Raw genomic sequence first — 21,264 nt, 5'->3', positions numbered from 1 at the left:
CTTTCGGGCGCAATCAAATCACGGTCGTGCCAATCAGCAAGAGCGCGGCGGATAAAATCATCGCCGGTCCACTGTACGGCAGTGGCAGAAAGAACGAGGCAAGCGAATAGACGAACAGCAGGAACGCGATCAGCCAGAGAACCGAATTTGGTTTGTGCGTTTTGACTTTCATAATGTCTCCTCAGCAGTTGTGAGGCAAGTTGGAAACTTGCTCTACAATTTGATTGCTCAGTTTACCGACCGTGACATTGCTTGTATTTCTTGCCGCTTCCGCAAAAGCAAGGATCGTTGCGACCCAGGCGCGGCGAATCGGCGCGCACGGCGGGTTGCTTGGAACTTGGGCGGTTTGGAGCGGGCGAAGGCGTTAGCGGCAACGGGGTCTCGTACATGATAGCCGGAGCGAGTTTTTCTTGGCGCGCGATTTTCTCCAGGTGGTCGGCGATCTCTATCGCGCTTGCTTGTCTCATCATAGGGGCGTACTTGCGCCACGTTGGCAAAAGTTGCATCGCGCGTTGCAATGCGTTCTGCGCGTTCACAAAATCACCGCGAACGCCATGGATGCGTCCCAGGTTCATCTGCGCTTCAAATTGATTTGGATCAAGTTCCAACGCGGCAGTCAGTTCTGCAATCGCTTCGTCGAGATACCCGAGTAAACGCAATACGTTGGCGTATCGCACACGTAGATCGGCGTCCTTGGGATTGCGAGCCACTTGGTCACGAAGCAAGTCCATGGCTTCGCGCGGGTGCATCTCGCGTCCGTCCGTCATCGCGAAACGAACGTATCGAATGTTTCCTTCATTTCGCTGTAGTGTTTTGCCGCACTCTTTGCGCGTGACCAAGTCCAATGTCAAGGACAAGTGCGCCAACGCAGTTAATTCGTATTGATCCACTGCGCCGCACTTGGGACACGTAATGCGTTGCGGAATGACGAACTCGTCGTATTTGGTTTTTTCTTTGCGCTTGTGGCGCTCGACAGTGCCGAAATCAACGAACAACACCGGGATTTGATGGCGACGTTCTCTCCCGCATTGGGTGCACTTGAGCATCAGTGACAGCGGCTCTTTTTCGCGTTTTGCGGTCAACACATCCAAATCTTGCTCAGACGATACGAGTGGTTCTCCGCGCATCTCGCGTTCCACATGATCCAAATCAACTACTTGGGGGTCTACGCGGTCTTCCGCGAACGCGCGTCGAATTGCCGGCAATGCTTCGGTTGCTTGAAGATCGCACAAATCACCGATGATAAACCCGGCGCGCGTCTCGTGATCAGGTGTTTGCGTGTGTTCGGGCTTCAGGTACTGTGTCAAGATGGTGATCACGCGCGCGCGGTGTTCGGAATGTTCTTGCGCGATCTTGACGAGCGATTGCGATGCGCGTGCGTGTGTATGAATCGTCTTGCTATTGTCTGCTAAGATTTGTTCGAGCGGCGCAATCGCTGGTTCGCCAACCTTGGCAAAGAATTCTGGCAAGGTGTGATCCAACCAATCGTCATCGTCCCACGCGACGAGCGGCAAGAGCGGTTCGATGGCTTGCGTCGCGCGCAGGTCGCCCAGGATTTCAATCGCGTGCAAGGGCGCGTACACGCGCGGCTCATCCGACGGCGCGTGGTTCAGTTCGTCGCTCGTCGCCATCTCGATGAGGGGTGGAATTGCGACCGAGCCAAACGTTTTGACGCGGTCGCGCGCGGCGTTGGATAATTCTTCGCCTTCATCTAGCAGAGCTTCCAACGCGCTTTTGAGTGTGTCAGCCACTAGTCCCTTTCGTACGGTGTTCGCGGTACCCGTACCATCCTTTGACTGGATCGAGCGCATTCGCGTCCGGCGTGCGCCGATAAAACGCGAGAATTTTGCGGAGCGATCCTTCGTGCATTCCCAGGTCGCGCGCGAACGTCGCGTTTTGCGCGGGCAGATAAAAACCCGCCGCGCGCAACGTCGCGTCGAATTCGCCAATCGCCTGACCGATGCGCCAGTACGCGCGCGGACGATTTGGCGCGTCGCGTTTTGCATCCGCGTGCGCGTTACGCGCGTTGGCGAGCGCGGAGGTGTACGCTTCCGCAAAATCGCGCAACTGTGCGTTCACGCGATCGGGATCGTCCGCGAGTTTTGCAACCGCGGTCGTCGCAGTGATTTTTCCGTCACGCCAATGGATTTGAATCGGAAAGAGTTGTTTCATCGTCGCGCCCCCCAGCCAAATAGAAATTCGCCGATGAACCGTTGCGCTGAATGTTGATCATTGAGATGTCCCAACAAAACCCACGCGATGGTGAGCACGACGTGGTACTGTTCGTGTCCGCCCGCGACTGCTTTTTGGTACGCGGGATGTCCACGATTCACCCACACCGTATTTTCCAATAGCCAACCTAGCTCCGCGCGTTCGCTCGCGTCTTCAAACCCGATCATCAAGCCCGGTCCCACGCGCTTGCCTTCTTGTGTTCGCGCTGGTTCGCCGTTGCCGCTCTCACTCGGTTCGAGAACGGCTTCGACCTGGGTGCGCGGGGGCGCGGTAGGTGTGGCTTGGTCGCCCGCGTCCGAGTTGACTTGTTGTTGCGCGATTTCGGCGAGTGTTTCGGTGAGCACGCCGAGCGCATCCCCGTCCTTGTCCGGCGCAAGGTTGATCCCCGGTTGCGATGTGCGCCGTCGCCCGACGAGCGGCGCGATTTCCGGATAATCGCCGACAAGATTGCCGAGCACGCGTTCCACCTCGCGTTCGAGCGGGCGCACATCGCGCGCGGAACGTTCGCGCGTGGGCGCGCTCTCACCCATCGCGTGCAAGATCGGCTCGACTGCGTTCTGAATCGCTTTGCGATAGCGATAATATTTTTTCAGACTGTTACTGTCTTTGAGAAAATCGGCTTTGTTCGTCGTGAGGATTTCGACGAGCGCGGGCACTTCGACCAAGCCGCTCAAGCGCGTGGGATGTTTCGGCGTCAGTCCCGTCCAATCCCAGCCCATCTTGATCACTTTGCCGTACGCCGAGATGCCGATGCCGCGTTGCAATTCCGGCAAATCGTCTTCGCTCTGCGCGATAAAACCGACGCCGACCGGTTTGCCTTTCGCGCTCGTGCTTTGTGGCGCACGCACAATGATCGTTTTGCGTTCGCGCAGTTCCGTGTGTTCGAGCGCTTTGATCGCGCGTTTGTTGATAAAGAAATGAATGTCTGCGTGGTACAGTGATTTGAACATCTCGCGGAAGGCGTCGTCGAGGAGCGGTTGAAAGTGCGATTGCAAAATCAGTTCGACATAGTTCGGTTCGAGCAACGTGGACGCGCTGCCGAACACCAAGGTCACGGCGGTGCCGCGTGGCGCGTTTTCCAAAATACCGGCTGGCTCGATCAATTCCCAGGGCGCGCGTTGCGAATTTTCGAGACGCCAGCGCGTCGCGTTGTACGAGCGTCCCGATTTCGTTTCGGTGATGACTTCTTTCGCGATGAGGAGCGCGAGTTTTGCTCCAATGCCGGCAAAGCCGATGCCCTTGCCGCGCGTCTTGGTCGTCGCCGCGATGTCGTGGTACTTTTCCAACTGCGGCGGCGTCATCCCGTGACCGTTGTCAATCGTCGTCATGGATTTCTCGCGCGCGTTTACGACGAAACGAATCTCGGACGCGTTCGAATCGAGCGCGTTCGCGACGAGTTCCGTCACGATCGCTTCTTCGACCGGAAACGGGTACGTATCGCGAATATCTTCGAGGAGGTGTTGTAGGTTGACGCGGGTCTCGCCCATGGTTCCTCTGGAGGTTAGAGATTGGAAATTGGAAGTTAGAAATTGGAAGTTGAAAATTGGAAGTTGAAATAGGAGGTTCAAGTGACGATCAGATCGTTGTGGTAGCAGGTTTTCCAGTGTCCAATGTCCAACCTCCAACTTTTAATTTCCAATCTCAAAATTATTGTCCGCATTCTGCAACAGCGGCAACCCTGCATCGCGCGGCGAGAGAATCGGATTCGTCACGCGCCAATCAATCGCGAGTTGCGGATCGTTCCACGCGATGCCGCGTTCGCACTCGGCGGCGTACTCGTCGGTGATTTGGTACATCACATCGGCATCGTTACTCAACACGGAAAAGCCGTGCGCGAATCCTGGCGGAACGTAGAGCATCCGGCTGTTCGTGTCGCTGAGTACCATCCCGATCCACTTGCCGAACGTCGGCGAACCGCGCCGAATGTCTACCGCTACGTCGAATATTTCGCCGCGCATCGCGAGCACGAGTTTGCCCTGGGCGCGCGGATGTTTTTGATAGTGCAAGCCGCGCACGACGCCGCGTGTCGAACGCGAGTGATTGATCTGCACGAATGGATCGCGGAAACCAAACGCAATGAATTCGGATTGTTTGAACAGTTCGCGGAGAAAACCGCGCTCGTCGCCGCGATGGATTGATTCGACCAGAATTAGTTCGGGGATTTCCAAGCGTTGAAATCGAAATGGCATCTGTGATGTCTCCGTCATTGAATATTTCTTCCCACGAAGGACACCAAGGGCGCGAAGGTCTTTGTTCTTTCTTTGTGTTCTTCGTACTCTTCGTGGGCAAAATTCTCTATTCTTTTTTTTCGCCGCGCCATTTGGCGAGGCGCGCGGCAATGTCTTTCTCGCGTCCTTGGTCGCTCGGCTCGTAAAAGCGTTTGCCGCGCAAACGGTCGGGCAGGTACTGTTGTTCGATGTGATGACCGGGAAATTCGTGCGGGTATTTGTAGTCCTTGCCGTGTCCGAGCGCCTTGCCGTCGCGCGACGAATCCTTAAGATGATTCGGCACCTCGATCTTGCCTTCGGCTTCGACCTCGGCGAGCGCTTTCCAGTACGCCCCGCACGAATTACTTTTCGGCGCGGTCGCCAGGTACAAGGTCGCTTCGGCGAGATGATACTGCGCCTCCGGCAACCCGCACCATTCGAGCGCGCGTGCGCACGCGGACGCGACGATGATGCCAGCCGGATCGGCAAGCCCGATGTCCTCTGCCGCGAGAACTAGCAAGCGGCGCATAATAAATTTCGGATCTTCGCCCGCATAGATCATCCGCGCGAGCCAGTAGAGCGCGGCATCGGGATCCGAACCGCGCACCGATTTGATGAACGCGCTGATCGTGTCGTAGTGCTCGTCGCCCGCGCGATCGTACCGAATCGCGCGGCGCTGAATCGCTTCTTCCGCAACCGTCAGGTCGAGCCGAAGGATATCGTCTTCGCCGGGCGGCGTGGACTCGACCGCGAGTTCGAGCGCGTTGAGCGCGGAACGCGCATCGCCGCCGGAAATATCAACCAAGTGTGCAAGCGCGTCGTCGGCGATTTCGATTTGCTGGTTGCCGTACCCGCGTTCCTTGTCCGCGAGCGCGCGATGCAAAAGCGCGGTGACTTGTACGTCGTCGAGGGGGCGCAGTTGAAACACGCGCGAACGCGAAACGAGCGCAGAGATCACTTCAAAGTACGGATTCTCGGTCGTCGCGCCGATCAAAATGATCGTGCCATCTTCGACGTGGGGCAGGAGCGCGTCTTGTTGCGCTTTGTTGAAGCGATGAATTTCGTCCACGAGCACGATCGTGCGCATGCCGTGCATTCCGCGCCGTTCTTTTGCCTCTGCGATCAGGCGGCGAATATCGGCGACGCCGGCGGTGACCGCGCTGATCGTCTCGAAATGCGATTTGGTCGTGTTCGCAATGATCATCGCGAGCGTTGTCTTGCCGGTGCCGGGCGGACCCCAGAGGATGATCGAGGAAAAGAGTTTGTCCGATTCAATCGCGCGGCGCATGAGCTTGCCCGGTCCGACAATGTGCTCTTGTCCGACGTACTCGTCGAGCGTGCGCGGACGCATGCGCGCGGCGAGCGGCGCGCCGGTCTTGTTCAATTCGCGGCGGTGGTGTTCGAATAGATCCATCGCGCGCAATTGTATGCTTTTTCATGCGCTTTGGCAAACGCCGATGGAAAAACCTTGCGAAGGTTCTGAACCTTCGCAAGGTCAAAAGTGAATTTGTGTTATGCGCTCGGCTCGTAGTATAATCGTGCGCGGACGAGCACGCTCGAACCATGCAACGATCAGACCATACTGAGGTTTATAATGATTCACAACATCGAACTAATGCAGTCTCCCGATTACAAAACAAAATTGGCGCAGTGCATTCACTGCGGCTTGTGTTTGCAGTCATGCCCGACGTACGCCGTGTTCGGCACCGAGATGGACGCGCCGCGCGGTCGCATCGCGTTGATGCGCGCGGTCTCCGAAGGTCGCATCGAGTTGGACGAGTTCAACGATGCGTTTGCGAAACACATCAACCTGTGTCTCGCGTGTCGCTCGTGCGAAACCGCGTGTCCGTCGGGCGTCAAGTACGGCGCGCTCGTGGACGGCGCGCATCAAGTCATCATGGCGAACCACCAACCAGGGACGCTCGAACGATTTGTCCGTTGGCTGGGTTTGCGCGAGATGATGCCGCACCTGGATCGGCTCAAAGCGATGGCGCGTTTGATGTGGCTGTATCAAATCATCGGTTTGCAGAAACTCGTGCGCGCGCTCAATATCTTGCCGCGCCCGCTCAAAACGATGGAGGCGATTCTGCCGCCCATCGTGCCCGAATATCGCGATTATCGCGAACCCGCGCCAGCCATCGGCGAAAAACGCGGCGAGGTCGCATTCTTTATCGGTTGCATCCAGGAAGCGTTTCTCGCGCCGGTCAATGCGGCGACGATTCGCGTTCTGCAACGCAACGGCTACACGGTGCACTTTCCCGCCGGGCAAACGTGTTGCGGCGCGGCGCAGTTGCACGTCGGCGAGCACGCGTTGGTCGAGCAACTCGCGCGGAAAAACATTGATGCGTTTCTCGCGCGCGAGTACGACGCGGTGATTTCGAACGCGGGCGGGTGCGGCGCAACGCTCAAAGAAGAATACTTGCATCTATTCCGCAACGATCCGGTGTACGCGGATAAGGCGAAAAAATTTGCGGCGAAGGTCAAGGACGTTTCTGAATTTCTGTCCGCGCATTTCAACGTGCCGCCCAAAGGCGAAGTGAAAATTCGCGCGACGTACTCGGACTCGTGCCATTTGCGCCACGTGCAAAAAGTCGCCAAGCAACCGCGCGATTTGATCAAGAGCATTCCCGGCGTCGAACTCGTCGAACTCAAGTTGCCGGATCGGTGTTGCGGGAGCGCGGGTGTGTACAACATCGCGCAATCTGAAACGGCAGACCAGGTGCTCGACGCGAAAATGGCGGACATTGCTTCGACGGGCGCGGAAATGATCATCACGACGAATGTCGGCTGCCACATGCAATTGATCGCGGGCACGCGCAAAGCTGGGTTGAAATCCCAGGTCAAGCACGTCGTCGAATTGCTCGATATGTCGTACCAAGCGATGGACCAGTAGCGCAAGTTTCCAACTTGCGTTACTTGGCAAGTTGGTAACTTGCCCTACATCAAGGAGTCTGATGCAAACTCCAACTGCCGAAATAACAAAATCGCTTCACGCTATCTTGCCGCGCGAGAGCGTGGTGACGAATCCGGTCGAGTTGCTCACGTACGAAATTGACGGCTCACTCGGCATCGGTCATCCGTCCGCGCTCGTCTTGCCGCGCGATACGAACGATGTGGTCGCGATGGTGCACTGGGCAATCGAGCACGGCGTGCCGCTCGTGCCGCGCGGCGCGGGCACGGGGTTGAGCGGCGGCGCGCTCGCGGGCGATGGCGGTATCGTAATGTCGTTCGCGCGAATGAAAAAAGTCGTTGAGTTGGATGAAGTTGGACGAACCGCAATCGCGCAACCTGGGATCGTACATCAAACGTTCGACGAGTTTGTAAAAACAAAAGGGTTATACTATCCACCCGATCCAGCGAGCGGTCGTTCGTGTACGCTGGGCGGCAACTGGGCGGAGAACGCCGGCGGTCCGCACTGTTTCAAGTACGGTGTGACGACAAATTACGTCACTGGCGCGAAGGTGGTGCTTGCCGATGGACGCGTCGTCATCACCGGCGGACGCGCGCTCGATTATCCCGAGTACGATCTCACCGGAATTTTTGTCGGCTCGGAAGGAACGCTCGGCGTGATGACCGAAATGTACGTGCGATTGATTCGCAACATTCCCGGCGTCAAGACGATGATGGCGACGTTCGATTCCGTCGAGGAAGCCGGCGACGCGGTCTCGGCGGTGATCGCGCGCGGTTTGGTGCCGGCGACTTTGGAAATGATGGACAAGAATATGATCGGCATCGTCGAGAATTTTGTCCATGCCGGTTTACCGACCGAGGCGAACGCGTTGCTCATCATCGAAGCCGATGGGTTTCCCGCGAGTCTGGATTCGCAGATGAACGAGTTCAGCCAGGTCTTGCGCGCAAATCGCGCGCGCGAATTGCGGCTCGCGAAAACGGCGGCGGAACGCGATCAAATTTGGTACGCGCGGAAGAGCGCGTTCGGCGCGATCGCGCAAATCAGTCCGGCGTTTTTGATGGTGGACGGCACGGTGCCGCGTTCCAAACTCGGCAAGACGCTCGGCGCGATCAATGACATTTGCGCGGAGCAAGAGTTGCGCGTCGGTTACGTGTTCCACGCGGGCGATGGCAATTTGCATCCGCTCATCATGTTCGATCCGCGCAATCCAGAGATGGTGCAACGTATGCACATCGCCGGACAACAAGTGATGGAGTTGTGCGTGCGCCAGGGCGGCACGATCACCGGCGAACATGGCGTCGGCAGTGAGAAGATAAAGTATATGCCGCTGATGTTCAGCCCGGAAGAATTGCAGGCGCAACAAGAGATTAAGGATATTTTCGATCCGCGGCACTTGCTCAATCCAAACAAAATCATTCCGGGAATTAAAGACCTGTCAGGTCTCAGAGACCTGACAGGTCTGAGCGCGCCGATCACCGGCGAGTTCGCGCCATCGTCTATCGAAGAAATTTCGGATGCGTTCCGCGCGTGGAACGCGATGAATACCGCGCCGAGTGTGACGATTCGTGCAAGCACCAACCCCCTCCCCATCCCTCCCCCGCCAAAGACAGGGGAGGGGGCAATCGTGCTCGACACGCGTGGGCTGCGCGGCGTCAAGGCATACGCGCGGGATGATTTGTACGTGACGGTTGGCGCGGGCACAACGCTCGCGGAATTGCAAACCGAACTTGCGCGCGATCAAGTCTGGGCGCCAATTGCCTCACCGTGGAACGAAGCGACCATCGGCGGCATCGTCGCGACGAATTACAACGCGCCATTGCGAATGCGGTACGGCGCGCTCCGCGATTTGATCTTGACGGTCACGAATGTGTTGCCCGATGGGCGCATCATTCACGCGGGCAAGCCGGTCGTCAAGAATGTCGCGGGGTACGATCTGGTGAAATTGTTCATCGGCGCGCACGGCACGCTCGGTGTGATGACCGAGGTGACATTCAAGTTGATGCCGTTCCCCCGCGCGCGGAAAACGCTTGTTGTGCCGGTAGACGATTTGAATCGTGGGACGAAACTGGGAATGCGTTTACTGCGCGTGTGTCTGGTCGCGTCGTCGCTGTTGCTGTGCAAAGGATGTGATGTGCCTGGGACATCTTCGCCGTACGCGATGGTCTATACTGCCGAAGGTTTGCCGGAAGATGTGGACGCGGAACTTGATGAAGCGCGTCAAGTGATCGCGGCGGAGGGATTCACCGCGACCCAGGACGAGTCGTTGTCGGGTACGGATTTGTGGGGCAACTGGATCAACGCGTCGTCGCGCGAAGGTACGCTCGTGCGCGCGGGTGTGCCGGCGAAAGACCTCGCGAGCGTCGTCGCGAAACTTGATGCCACGCGCGCGATGGTGGATTTTGGCAACGGTTTGATCTACGCGCACAACGCGTCGCTCGCAGGATTGCGCCAAGCCGCTCGCGCGGTTGGTGGATACGCGGTTGTGTTGAGCGGCGCATCGAACGATGTGTGGGGACATCAACCAGATTTGCTTGATGTGATGCGCGCGCTCAAAAACAAATGGGACCCGCGTGGATTGTGCAATCCCGGTGCGTTCATTGTGTAAAAATTTCATCCGCAAACTACGCGAAAAAATAATTAGCGAACATTCGCGTGATTCGCGGATAAAAAGAACATACAAACACCCGCGTTTCCAATTTGGAAACACGGGTGTTTTTTTACGGCGGTCTGCGGTCATCGTCCGGCGGTCGGCTACGCCGGCAGCGGAATCCGAATGTTAAACGGCAATTCAATCGCGTAACTGGGCGCGGTCTGCATCGCGGTTTGTTCCTTCGCGATCCCGCGAAACTTGAACGTCGGGTAATTTGGAAACACGCCGGCAAGATTCGAGTTTGCCAAACGTTTCTGGACGATTTCACCGAGCACGTCGCGAAAATCCGTCGTCACCGCGAGGTCGCCGGGACCGTACAGTTTGTCTTTGCCCAAGCCGAGCCACTCGCCGTACACCTTGCCGCCGTTGATGTTGCCGCCCAGCACGAACATCGCGCTGCCATGTCCGTGATCGGTGCCGCGATTCGAATTCTCCTGCACGCGGCGACCGAACTCGGTCATCGTGACGAGCGTGATCTGTTTCATCTGATCGCGCATGTCGGTGTAGAACGCCGCGATGCTTTGCGATAATTCTTCCGCGAGTTGCGCCTGTTGCCCGGTCGCGTTGCCTTGTTGCACGTGCGTGTCCCAGCCACCCAAGTCGGCGCACGCCACTTCGACGCCGATGCCGGCTTTGATCAACTGCGCGATTGCCATCAACGATTTACCGAACGCAGTGTCCGGGTATTTCGCGCCACCGGCGGGCGTGTACTTGGACGATGTGATCTTGGCAAGGTCGCGCATCGCCTGCAACGTTTGTTGTCCGTTCGTTTCGATGAATCCATCGCCTTCGTACAACGACGCGAGCGCGGTTTGCATTTGTTGCACGCGGCGTTGATCGCCTTGCAGATGAAAGTCCGCGATGCTTTGCAGCGCGGTCGCCGGCACGGTGCCGCGCAGCGATTGTTGCAACAGCGCTCCCATGCCAATCGCGCGGAACGGCGATTGATTCGAGGTCGCCATCATTTGCAGATGCCGCCCGATCCAGCCGGTCGTCATTTGTTTTTCGCCGGGCGTGCCGCGTTCCATGTAGTCCATCGCGTCGAAATGCGAGTGCGTTGGATCGGGCGAGCCGACCGCGTGAATGATCGCAAGATCGCGCGCATCGTAAATCGCTTTGAACGGACGCAGCGCCGGATGCAAACCGAAAAATCCGTCCAGGTCTATCGCGGTTTGATTTTGTGATGCTTTCGGTTGCGCGATAGCGAGTGTCGCGCGCGCGGCGTAGTAATCCTTGTCGCCGTGCGGCGCGACGAGGTTGAGGCAATCCGCCGCGCCGCGCATGAACACGCAGACGAGCACATCGCCGCGCGTCGGCGCGCCCTGCGGCGCGAGCGCGAGCCGTGGCATCCACGCGGGAAATGCGGCGACACCTAGCGCGATCATCCCTGTACGTTGCAACCATTCGCGGCGAGAAGTTATATCGTTCATTTGAGAATCCTCCAGATTGGCAGATGGCGGATGGCGGATAGCCGATGGCAGATGATTGTTATCATTCGCCATTCGCTATTCGCTATTTGCTATCAGCGGTATTGAAAATGCGGCGAGGCGAGAATCAGCGCGACGAGATCAGGTAGACGCGATACGTCGAAATTCGCGTTCGCGTTCGCGGCGAGGATGTTGATGATTTTGGCGCGATCCTTGTCCGGAATCGTGCGATGCAAGATCGCATTGATCCAAAAATCCACCGCTTCGCCGGCAGTGCGAACGTTTGCGCTCTTCATCATGCCGGGCAAATCCACCTTGCCTTGCGGCACGCGATTGTACGCGACGGTCAATGCCAGGTTCCATCGCGCGAGCAGTGCGCTCGTGTTGATCCACGCGGTCCCGGTATCGGGATAGCCGTCGGGTGTGACGAGCATGAATAATCCTTGCCCCATCGCGCGCAGACCCAGGTTGACCGCGCGCGCGTCATCCAATTTCAAATCTACTGCGCGCGCCATCGAAGCGACAACTTCAAACGGTCGCTTGATTTTTTGCGCGAAGGAATTCTTGAACTCGTCCGAATGCAGAATCACACTCAACACCGCGCGTAGATCGCCTTTTGTTTGCGTGAACGTACTCGCCGCGCGGTTCCACAACTCGGGCGGCGGCGTGTCGGCGACGTAGCGCGTGATTAGACGACGCGTCACAAAGCGCGCGGTCGAGGGATGATTGGCGAGCGCGTCAATCATCCTGAGTCCATCGTTGATGCCGCCGTTCGCCGGGAGTGTGACGCCGAGAATCGTCTTTGCGCCTTGGTCGTGTTGGTTCGCGTTGAATTCGAATTTGCCGACCTCGTTTTGCATCATCATTCCGACGGCGACGCGGCGCGGATCACGCGTTGTCCATCCGGTCAAGGCGCGCGCCAACTCTTGCACATCTTTTTGCGTATAGCCGCCGTCTACACCGAGCGAGTGCAATTCCATGATTTCGCGCGCATAGTTTTCGTTCGGCACACCCTTGACGTTGAGATTGTTGTCGAGATATTCGAGCATCGCCGGACTCTGCGCGCTCGCAAGCAACAGATCCCGAAAATTACCGAGCGCGTATTTCCGAATCACGTCGCGGTCGTCTGCGGTTTTCGTCCAGCGAACGCCATTTTTGCCGATGAACATCGAAAAGTGATTCGACCAATGATCCACGAGCGTTTCGAATAATTGCCGGCGACTAGAGATCGCGCGCATGATCGTCGCCTCTTGCAATTCTTGCGCGATGTCGTTGGGTCCGGGCAGTGGGGGAAACTTGATGCCGAGTTCGCCCGCGCGTTGTGCGCGCTGTGCGCGTTCGCTCGGTGTGATTGGCTGGGGCTGCTGATATTTTTCCGCTAGCTCGGCGGTACTCATCTTGAGCGTGGGGTATGCTTGATCGAGCCATTGCTGCAGCGGCGAATCGTCGAGCGTATCGGGGCTGAGTTGTTCTTCGATGTACGCGTCTATGCCGATGCTTTGCACGCGTTCGAAATCGCCGGGGCGCGGACCAAACGCGATGCGATTGAGCGGGGTGATGATCGGGTTGCCAGTTCCAAGTTCGTGCGCGGGGATGAATGTCCAGGGATAATCGGCGGGTGCGCGTGTGAGCATCGCGTCGAGAGGGTTCTCGTCCATCTGGGTTGCCCACGCTGGCAATCCGACGAGCGCGGCGGCAAAGGACATATCTTTGATAAACTCGCGGCGAGTCATTTCCATAAGCATCTCCTTCATCAGAGTTGCTTGCATTATAATCGCAGATGGGTAAGGGTGGAGTTAGGGGGGTGTAAAATTGTTGTAAATTATTTTGGATAAATTATCGTGGGTGTAGAGGCGCCCCGCCGGGGCGCCTCTACGTTTCGGTTTGGCTTGAGAATATCGCGGTCATCATCCTTTACTGCACGCGTCCGTACCTCTGCGCGACGATCTTTTGACCCTCCGCGCTCAAGGCGAACGCGATGAAATCTTGCACTTCGGGGTCGGGAGTTTGCGGTGCGATGAAGGAGAGGACGCGGACGAGCGGATACTTTTTCGCCTCGACAGTTTGCGATGTGAGCGGCACGTCGTCAATGATGAGTGCGTTCACGTCCGGCGTCAGCGCGCCCAGGGAGCCGTAGCCAATCGCTTCGACGTGTTTGGCGATATAGTCCACCATCGCGGTTTCGTTCGGCATGACGAGCGCGGCGCGCGTCACGCGTTGTGTGCCCATCACCATCGCGTCGAACGCGTCGCGCGTACCCGCGCCATCTTCGCGGCTGACGACAACAATTGGTTTGCCGATGCTCGGTCCGAGGGGCCAGGTCGCGATTTGTCCGCTAAAGATTTCGGCGATCTGACTGCGTTGGATCGCGTTGATCGGATTCGCGCGATTCACGATGACCGCGATGCCGTCGAGTGCAATCGGCGTCGCACGCGTGCGCGGTAGTTCGGTGGGCTTGATCGCACGCGCGACGAGACCGATTGTAAACGAGTACTCGTTCGCCGCGCTCAATGCGGTCGTCGGGTTTGCGGATTGAATCGAGAAGGTGACGGCGGGGTGGCGTTGCGTGTACGCCTTGCCGAGTTCTTGCGCGAGCCACGCCATCGTGTCGTCGCCGATGAGCGTGAGGCGCGTGGGCGGACGCGGGGTCGCGGTCGCGTCGCACGCGGTCAGCGCGAGAATACAAGCCAGGATGAAAATCGCGCGACGCAAATTCATCCTCGGATCAGCGCGACGATGATGATAACGACGGCGAGCGCCCAACGATAGTAGACGAACAGGTTGGTGGTGTTGCGTTGCAAAAATTGCAACAGGAACTTGATGCACAAGTAGCCGCTAATCGCCGCCGCGAGAAAACCGATCGGAAAGAGCACGAATTCGGACGCAGTGATCGCGCCGCTCGTCAATGCTTTGAAAATATCCCACAGACTTTTTGCGCCAGCACCGGCGATGATTGGCGCGGAGAGCAGGAACGAAAAACGCGCGGCGGTTTCGCGTTGCAACCCGAGCGCGAGACCGGTGGTGATCGTCGCGCCCGAGCGCGAGACGCCCGGAAAAATCGCGAACGATTGCGCGATGCCGATCAAGATCGCGTCGCGCCAAGTGACTTGCGGCAATGTTCGCAGATGTCGCGCCAAGCGTTCCGCCGCGAACAGCGCCGCGCCGAGCAACGCGATAATCACGCCCATCGCGATCATCGCCGTCGCCTGAATCGGTGCGTTCTTTGGGTGAAATAGCTCTTCGATTTTGCTTTCGGCGAGCACACCGACGACTCCGCCGGGAATCGAACCGACGACGAGAAACCACGCGAGCCGCCGATCCACGTCATCGCCAATTTTGCGTTCGAGGATGCTCGCGATGCCGGCGCGAATCAAGCGTACCCAGTCGCTCGCGAAAAACGCGAGGAGCGCGAGGAGCGTGCCGAGATGCAGCGCGACGTCGAATGTCAAACTTTCGAGCGCGGGGTCGTTCCACTCGAACAACCATGGCACGATGACGAGATGTGCGGAGCTGGAGATTGGGATGAATTCGGTGAGACCTTGGATGATACCGAGCAGAATGGCTTGGAGGATTTGCATGATGCGCCTTTGGAAATTCAAAATTCGTAATTCGAAATTCAACTGCCAGGTTTGCCGTAATTCCGAATTTCGAATTTTGAATTACGATTTTGGATTTGACAAATAGCGTAGCAACAAATGCAGGACTGCATCCGCACTTTGCGTTTTGTTCGCGACGCGGTCGCCGTTCCAAATGTGCTTTTCGACGATCACGCCGTCCGCGCTCGCGAGCGCGAGGTAAGTAAGTCCGACCGGTTTGTCCGGTGTACTGCCGCCTGGTCCCGCGATGCCGGTGACCGCGACGCCGATCGTCGCGGAAAATTTCTCGCGCGCGCCGCGCGCCATTTCGGTCGCCGTTTCCGGGCTGACCGCGCCGTGATGATTGAGCGTATCCCAGGTCACGCCGAGTGCGGCGACCTTGGCTTGGTACGCGTACGCGATCACGGCGGCAATCAAATAGTTGGAACTGCCCGCAAGATTGGTGAGACGATGCGTGACGAGTCCGCCAGTGCACGATTCCGCAATTGCCAGTGTTTGTTTGCGCGCGAGGAGCAATTCGTGAACCGCGCGCGCGAGCGAATCTTGATCTGGAATAGACATGCGCGGCATTATATCAGAGATGACACGAGAGTCAAACACAACGCGCCATTCGTGGGGGCGAGGCATTCGCAAAAATACGAGACGGTCAGAATGTTCGTCGAGTTCGATTCGCCCTGTCGCACGATGTTGATGTGGCGAATGCCTCGCCCCCGCGGTACGCGCGATTTTTCCTTGACACATTCGCGCCTCTGGTATAAAATCCCTGCATTCTGTTGCGAGGTGAACCGTTGAAAAATAAACCCATCTACGGCGGTCAAGCGGTCATTGAAGGCGTGATGATGCGCGGTCGTCGTTTTGTTGCATGCGCCGTGCGCGATCCCCAGGGCACGATTGTCACAGTGAGCGAACCAATTGCGCCGGCGATTTACGCGAGCCGTTGGTCGAAACTGCCGTTCTTGCGCGCGATGACGATTCTGTGGGACACGTTGGTGTTGGGCACCAAGATGTTGCTGTTTTCGGCGAACATCGCGGTGCAAGAAGACAAGCCCCACGATCACGTCGAAAGTAAACCTGGGTCGCCGACCGCGACACCCGCGCCGAGCCAGGGATTGCCGGCGGGCGTCGCCTTTGGTACGCTCGCGGTGTCGCTCACGTTCGGCATCGGTCTGTTCTTCGTGTTGCCGCTCGTGCTTGTGAATTTCGCCGATCCGTATTTGGCGACCTGGCTCGTCCATCGCGATGCCACATCGCTCGCGAGCAATTTGCTCGAAGGCGCGATCCGCCTGTCGCTGTTTCTGGCGTACTTGTGGGCGATCAGTTTGATGCCGGATGTGCGCCGCGTGTTTCAATATCACGGCGCGGAACACAAGACAATTGCCGCCGAAGAAGCCGGCGCAGCGCTCACGCCGGAGACGATTCAGAAATTTAGCAAAGCGCATCCGCGTTGCGGCACGGGCTTTTTACTGACCGTCGTCGTTGTTTCGATTCTTGTGTTCGTGTTGTTGGGTCAACCGCCGCTGGTTTTGCGAATCGTGTCGCGCATCGTGTTGATCCCGGTCGTCGCCGCGCTGAGTTATGAACTCATCAAGTTCAGTTCGGCGCACCAAAATAATCCGGTGCTCGAGTGGCTCGTCGTCAAACCCAGCTTGGCGCTCCAAGGTTTCACGACGCGCGAGCCGGATGATCAGATGATTCAAGTCGCCGTCGCGGCGCTCCACAAGGTTCAAGCGGAAGAGAACGCAAGTCAGCGAAATTGAAACGGACGAATGAATAAACGGACGAATGAATAAACGAATGTTCTGCGACCGGGCACCTGTGCTTCGATTATAAGTTTGCTGTACGTCTATGCGGAATTCCTAAAACCAGACCTAAACCTCTATACAATACCTTCGCCAAAACCACGAGGTGATCCGCGAATAACGCGAATAAAAAAGAAAATTCGCGAAGATTCGCGAGATTCGCGGATAAATCGATGGGCGAAAACGAAATGGCGAAGGTGTTGCTCTATAGCGAGAGTATTGGTATCGGGAAGGTTGGTATGAATCGAAAACTGATCATACTCGCGAGCGCGTTCGGTGCGCTCGTTCTATCGGCGTGCGGCTCGCAAGCGGCGACGCCGGTGGGTCCGGTGCCTAGTCCGACGCTTGCCGTGGTTAGCACGCAAATCGTCGTGCAACCCAATCCAACGCCGTATGTGGTGATCCTCCCGCCGGCAACGCCGGCATCAACCGGCATCGCCGATCCATTCGCGTACTGCACGACAATCGGTACCGTGGACGAACCGGATGCGCGCTACAGCGGACCGAAAACACCGGACACGGTCGTCAAGGGTTTGATGCGCGCGATGAAACTTGCGCCGGATGCATCGGTGGAGCAAAACGCACGATTGACGACGTGGCGCTGTATGAACAATCAGGTGTGGGCGTGCAGTTTCGGCGCGAATATCCCATGCCAGGAAAAAGCGAACACGAGTCGCACCCCTTCAACCGCGATCACGGATTTTTGCAAGACGAATCGCAACGCCAGCGTGATCCCCGCGGTCGTCACCGGGCGCGCGACGGTGTACGAATGGCGTTGTTCGAACGGCGCACCGCAAATCGTCAAAGAGTTGACCAAGCCGGACGCGCGTGGTTTTCTCTCCATGTTTTGGTACCAAATTGTACCGTGATCGTGACTCAGTTTTTCGTCATTGGCGCACACAGACGCACGGAATTATCCGCGAATGACGCGAATGTGAATGAAAAATTAGCGGAGATTCGCAGAATTCGCGGAATAAAGAATGGTGGCTGAGAAACGAAAGAGGTGTGTCTAGCAGACTTGTGGTATAATTAAATCACGCGAGAGACTTGCCGTGTGGCTTGTGAATAGGAACCAATGGCTCTAAACTCAACGGCATCCTTGGTGGTTGCCAAGACTCACCGTCCGCCTCGTCGCGCAGACTTGTTACGCCGTCCGCGGTTGATTGACTTTCTCTACGCTCACATCGAAAAACAACTTTGTTTGATCACCGCGCCGGCTGGTTACGGCAAGACGAGTCTGCTGATTGATTTTGCCCACGATGCAGACTTTCCCGTCGCGTGGTACGCGCTGGATGAATTCGATAACACTCCGCATACTTTTTTGCAGTACCTCCTCGCCTCGATCCGCGTCCACTTTCCGACTTTTGGCTCGCAAGCCCTGATGGCGCTCGACCGCGCCGCGGATTCGCTCGAATCACTGCAGAGTGTCGTCGCGCTCATCGCGAACGATCTATTCCGGTTGCCCGATCATCTGGTCATCATCTTCGACGACTATCACGCCATTCACAACCCGACGATTCACGATCTTGTCGCGCTGTTGATTCGGTACGGCGCAGAGAGTTGTCATCTCATCCTTGATTCGCGCACGCTGCCGAAAATTCCGGATCAAATCCTACTCCTCGCGCGCGGGCAAATGGACGGTCTCAGCATCAACGAACTCAAGTTCACCGCGCCAGAAATTCAAGCGCTGGTTCAACAGAATTTCAAGTTGGCTGTTCCCGAAGAGCGCGCCCAAGAATTGGCTCAGGTGACGGATGGATGGATCACCGCCCTACTTTTGATGGCGCACCAAATGGGTTGGCGTGAATTGGTGGAAGGCGCGGCGCTCGCGCCCGACGCGGCGGGGCGTGTGTATGAATATCTTGCCGAGCAGGTCTTTGCGAAACAGCCGCCCGAAATTCAGCGATTCATGATCGGCTCTTCGATTCTCGACCCACTCGACCCGGACCTGCTGAATCGTTTGCCCGGCGTGGAACACGCGCGTCAGCATTTGGATATTCTGCAGAGCCAACAACTTTTCGTGACGCGGTTGGGTGGCACGACGGAAGCGTACACGTATCATCCCTTGTTTCGCGAGTTTCTCAAAACGCGATTGCGGTACGAGGATCCAGCGTGGTTTGAAACGCTGGCGTTGACGTGCGCCAAGTTGTTTGAAGAGCAGGGGCAATGGGAGCGCGTGGTCGAGATTCATCTCTCGTTGGGACGCACCGAAGATGCCGTGCGCGCGTTGGAATCGGCGGAAGATTCATTGCGGACGCCTTCGCACATCGCCGTCATGTCGCCGTGGCTTGAGGCATTGCCCGCGCAGACCAGCGACCTGCGTCCGCACCTCCAAAGTCTGAAAGGTAAAATCCACCGCTCACGCGGCGAGTTGGAGCAAGCGTTGTTCTTTTTCGATAGCGCCGCGCGTCTCTTCGAGCAAATGGGCGATCCGATTTCTGCCGCCGACAAGATCGAATTGAAGGGTGCCGTTCTAGCTTTATTGGGTCGCTACCGTGAGTGTATCGAACACGCTGACAAGATAGACGCGCTGGTTGGTTCGCTATCTCATTCCCAAGCCATGCGTTTGAAAGCGGCAAGTTTGCATTTGCGTGGGACATCGGAATACTCACTAGGTGATCTGGCGAATGCTTTTGCCCATTTGAAAAACGCGTCTGAGATGTTCGGCGCTACCGAGGATCTAATCGGTCAAGCAAACGTATACCACGATCTCGGCATTACTACGCGCGCACAAGGTTTGCTTTCCGAAGCATTGTCCTATTATAGCGCAGCCCTGCGCTTGTGGGAACAATTACAGAATCCAGGTAGTGCAGCGAGCACGTTGAATAGTCTTGGGAATGTCTATTACTTGCAAGGGGAGACTCGCGAAGCAGATAAAATCTTACGCGATGCGCTTGTTCGCGCGCGTGAAGAGGGCACGCGTCGGATTGAAGCGCTTGTACTCGCCACACTAGGAGACTTGTATCGTGACCTTGGGGATTATCCTCAAGCCCTTGAATTTTATGCTGACAGTTTACGCGCCGCGCAAGAGGCGCATCGTGCGTATATCGTTTTTTACAGCAAATTGGGTACGAGTGACTGTTATCGCTTGATGGGTGATTTGCGGCGCGCGCGCGAATGGCTTGATTCGGCGGCGCAACATGTTCAAACGAACGAGTCCGCGCTCGAAGTGGGGCAGTTCAAATTATGCCGTGGCTTGTTAGCCCAAGAACAGGCGCAACTGGATGAGGCGATTGTACTATTCGGCGAAGCGTCCGCGTTGTTCCATGCAAGCGGCAACAAGCATTTAGAGGCGCAAACCGAATTCAATTTGGCGCACGCGCTCAACATTCAAGGAAAAGTGGAACTGGCTCAAAAGCATCTTATGCCTGTGGCAAGGTTGGTGGATGAGTTGGGCTACGATAATTTCCTGGTGGTGGATGGGCGTAGAACTGAGTTGACGCTGCGAATGGCGAGCACCATGCGCCAGGTGGGTGCGCGGTTCAAACAAATTCTCGAACGCATTCGCCCAGTTCCTTCTCAGACGTTTGTGTATGTCACTGCGACGCAGGCAACGCCGGCGTTGTCGGTCTATACGCTGGGACAGGAACGCTTTACGTTCAACGGCGTCGAGGTATCTCAATTGCGTCCGCAGGCGCGCGAGTTGTTTTTGTTTTTGCTGACGCGTTATCCGCAAGGCGCGCGGCGCGATGAATTGTGGGAACTGTTTTGGCCCGATTCTTCCGCTGAACGCGCGGACGGCGCGCTGCGTATCACCGCCACCCGTATTCGCAAGGCATTGTGCCCCGTCGTTTTGGCGAATGGATGGTACGCGCTCGCGCCAGAACAGTTATGGTACGATACGTACGAGTTTGAAAAAGGTTTAACGGACGCCAATCGCGCTCAGGGCGAGCGCGCCAAAATCGCGCGTTTGGAACAGGCGCTCGAGTTGTATCGCGGCGATTACCTGGAACGTGTGGAGGGTGATTGGGTCATAGTCGAGCGCGAGCGATTGAAGAAAATTTATCTCGCCGCGCTCATCTCGCTTGGCGAAACGTACAATCAAGTGGGCGATCTAGACGCTGCGTTGCAAACATACAACCGAGCGTCGCGCAGCGAACCCTTCTTCGAAGCGGCGTGGCGAGGTGGAATGCAAACCCATGTTCGAATGGGTAATCGCGCTGCCGCATTAGCGCACTATGAAAAACTAAAGACGATGCTTCAGGAAGAAATGGGGGTCGAACCATCGCCCGAGGTCCAGCGCTTTTACCGGCGAATCGTTCAAATGACGGTGTAGTCGAGATTGATCCGTTGACCTTCCAGGCGTTTGCGCGAAACCTGAAGGTCTGATCTCCACGAGACGGAAGTTTGTACTTGTTTGTAAACCTGCCAATTCCTAAACACTTGGCAGGTTTTTTCTTTTTGCGCGGTAACAACCTGGTAACAGGCGGTCGTTATACTGG

Annotated in this window: 16 protein-coding genes; 5 read left to right on the top strand and 11 right to left on the bottom strand. The window is 57.0% G+C overall.

What is annotated here, in order from left to right; translation table 11 throughout:
* Positions 1–13: 13 nt before the first annotated feature.
* From HY868_16855 to HY868_16830, 6 genes are all read right to left on the bottom strand, one after another.
* The gene (locus HY868_16855; protein MBI5303808.1) at positions 14–172 is read right to left on the bottom strand and encodes a hypothetical protein; all 159 of its coding nucleotides are present in this window, start codon (positions 170–172) and stop codon (positions 14–16) included.
* 61 nt (positions 173–233) lie between these two features.
* Positions 234–1,751, bottom strand: coding sequence for a DUF1186 domain-containing protein (locus HY868_16850; protein ID MBI5303807.1), 1,518 nt, complete (start codon positions 1,749–1,751; stop codon positions 234–236).
* Entirely contained in the window at positions 1,744–2,172 is a 429-nt protein-coding gene (locus HY868_16845; protein MBI5303806.1) for a hypothetical protein, read from the bottom strand. Before HY868_16845 ends, HY868_16850 begins: the two co-directional genes overlap by 8 nt.
* Positions 2,169–3,719, bottom strand: coding sequence for an ATP-binding protein (locus HY868_16840; GenBank protein MBI5303805.1), 1,551 nt, complete (start codon positions 3,717–3,719; stop codon positions 2,169–2,171). Before HY868_16840 ends, HY868_16845 begins: the two co-directional genes overlap by 4 nt.
* Positions 3,720–3,860: 141 nt before the next feature.
* Positions 3,861–4,421, bottom strand: coding sequence for a dTDP-4-dehydrorhamnose 3,5-epimerase (rfbC, locus tag HY868_16835; protein ID MBI5303804.1), 561 nt, complete (start codon positions 4,419–4,421; stop codon positions 3,861–3,863).
* A 106-nt stretch (positions 4,422–4,527) separates the two neighbouring features.
* The gene (locus HY868_16830) at positions 4,528–5,853 is read right to left on the bottom strand and encodes an AAA family ATPase (protein MBI5303803.1); all 1,326 of its coding nucleotides are present in this window, start codon (positions 5,851–5,853) and stop codon (positions 4,528–4,530) included.
* A 180-nt stretch (positions 5,854–6,033) separates the two neighbouring features.
* Here HY868_16830 and HY868_16825 point away from each other — a divergent pair, with 180 nt between their 5' ends.
* Positions 6,034–7,332, top strand: a complete 1,299-nt coding sequence (locus tag HY868_16825; GenBank protein MBI5303802.1) for a (Fe-S)-binding protein — start codon at positions 6,034–6,036, stop codon at positions 7,330–7,332.
* Between the two features lie 61 nt (positions 7,333–7,393).
* Positions 7,394–9,955: an FAD-binding protein gene (locus tag HY868_16820; protein ID MBI5303801.1), complete on the top strand. Its 2,562-nt coding sequence runs from the start codon at positions 7,394–7,396 to the stop codon at positions 9,953–9,955.
* 146 nt (positions 9,956–10,101) lie between these two features.
* Here HY868_16820 and HY868_16815 read toward each other — a convergent pair whose 3' ends face one another.
* The 5 genes from HY868_16815 to HY868_16795 all read right to left on the bottom strand — a co-directional run bounded on the left by HY868_16815 (position 10,102) and on the right by HY868_16795 (position 15,578).
* Positions 10,102–11,421, bottom strand: coding sequence for a DUF1501 domain-containing protein (locus HY868_16815; protein MBI5303800.1), 1,320 nt, complete (start codon positions 11,419–11,421; stop codon positions 10,102–10,104).
* Between the two features lie 101 nt (positions 11,422–11,522).
* Positions 11,523–13,166, bottom strand: a complete 1,644-nt coding sequence (locus HY868_16810; GenBank protein MBI5303799.1) for a DUF1800 domain-containing protein — start codon at positions 13,164–13,166, stop codon at positions 11,523–11,525.
* 175 nt (positions 13,167–13,341) lie between these two features.
* Complete coding sequence (locus HY868_16805) at positions 13,342–14,145, bottom strand: phosphate ABC transporter substrate-binding protein (protein MBI5303798.1); 804 nt, start codon at positions 14,143–14,145, stop codon at positions 13,342–13,344.
* On the bottom strand, positions 14,142–15,005 hold the full coding sequence (uppP, locus tag HY868_16800) for an undecaprenyl-diphosphatase UppP (GenBank protein MBI5303797.1): 864 nt from the start codon (positions 15,003–15,005) through the stop codon (positions 14,142–14,144). Before uppP ends, HY868_16805 begins: the two co-directional genes overlap by 4 nt.
* Positions 15,006–15,086: 81 nt before the next feature.
* Positions 15,087–15,578 (bottom strand): CinA family protein, encoded by a 492-nt coding sequence (locus HY868_16795; GenBank protein ID MBI5303796.1) that lies wholly within the window; start codon positions 15,576–15,578, stop codon positions 15,087–15,089.
* A gap of 281 nt (positions 15,579–15,859) precedes the next feature.
* On the opposite strand from HY868_16795, the gene HY868_16790 reads away from it, so the two are divergent.
* From HY868_16790 to HY868_16780, 3 genes are all read left to right on the top strand, one after another.
* Positions 15,860–16,780: a DUF1385 domain-containing protein gene (locus HY868_16790; protein ID MBI5303795.1), complete on the top strand. Its 921-nt coding sequence runs from the start codon at positions 15,860–15,862 to the stop codon at positions 16,778–16,780.
* A gap of 281 nt (positions 16,781–17,061) precedes the next feature.
* A complete protein-coding gene (locus HY868_16785) occupies positions 17,062–17,691 on the top strand; it encodes a hypothetical protein (GenBank protein ID MBI5303794.1) in 630 nt (209 codons plus the stop codon).
* A 206-nt stretch (positions 17,692–17,897) separates the two neighbouring features.
* A complete protein-coding gene (locus tag HY868_16780; protein MBI5303793.1) occupies positions 17,898–21,098 on the top strand; it encodes a tetratricopeptide repeat protein in 3,201 nt (1,066 codons plus the stop codon).
* Positions 21,099–21,264 lie beyond the last annotated feature (166 nt).

Source organism: Chloroflexota bacterium, assembly GCA_016219275.1.
Taxonomy (GTDB): Bacteria; Chloroflexota; Anaerolineae; order UBA4142; family UBA4142; genus JACRBM01.
The sequence above is the reverse complement of the archived record's forward strand: the minus strand, read 5'-3'. Positions and strand labels throughout refer to the sequence as shown.

What these genes read in the sequence shown, in the direction of transcription:
- HY868_16855 (MBI5303808.1), bottom strand. Translation starts at nt 172, where the DNA reads ATGAAAGTCAAAACGCACAAACCAAATTCGGTTCTCTGGCTGATCGCG.
- HY868_16845 (MBI5303806.1), bottom strand. Translation starts at nt 2,172, where the DNA reads ATGAAACAACTCTTTCCGATTCAAATCCATTGGCGTGACGGAAAAATC.
- HY868_16840 (MBI5303805.1), bottom strand. Translation starts at nt 3,719, where the DNA reads ATGGGCGAGACCCGCGTCAACCTACAACACCTCCTCGAAGATATTCGC.
- rfbC (MBI5303804.1), bottom strand. Translation starts at nt 4,421, where the DNA reads ATGCCATTTCGATTTCAACGCTTGGAAATCCCCGAACTAATTCTGGTC.
- HY868_16830 (MBI5303803.1), bottom strand. Translation starts at nt 5,853, where the DNA reads ATGGATCTATTCGAACACCACCGCCGCGAATTGAACAAGACCGGCGCG.
- HY868_16825 (MBI5303802.1), top strand. Translation starts at nt 6,034, where the DNA reads ATGATTCACAACATCGAACTAATGCAGTCTCCCGATTACAAAACAAAA.
- HY868_16820 (MBI5303801.1), top strand. Translation starts at nt 7,394, where the DNA reads ATGCAAACTCCAACTGCCGAAATAACAAAATCGCTTCACGCTATCTTG.
- HY868_16810 (MBI5303799.1), bottom strand. Translation starts at nt 13,166, where the DNA reads ATGGAAATGACTCGCCGCGAGTTTATCAAAGATATGTCCTTTGCCGCC.
- HY868_16805 (MBI5303798.1), bottom strand. Translation starts at nt 14,145, where the DNA reads ATGAATTTGCGTCGCGCGATTTTCATCCTGGCTTGTATTCTCGCGCTG.
- uppP (MBI5303797.1), bottom strand. Translation starts at nt 15,005, where the DNA reads ATGCAAATCCTCCAAGCCATTCTGCTCGGTATCATCCAAGGTCTCACC.
- HY868_16790 (MBI5303795.1), top strand. Translation starts at nt 15,860, where the DNA reads ATGATGCGCGGTCGTCGTTTTGTTGCATGCGCCGTGCGCGATCCCCAG.
- HY868_16785 (MBI5303794.1), top strand. Translation starts at nt 17,062, where the DNA reads ATGAATCGAAAACTGATCATACTCGCGAGCGCGTTCGGTGCGCTCGTT.
- HY868_16780 (MBI5303793.1), top strand. Translation starts at nt 17,898, where the DNA reads ATGGCTCTAAACTCAACGGCATCCTTGGTGGTTGCCAAGACTCACCGT.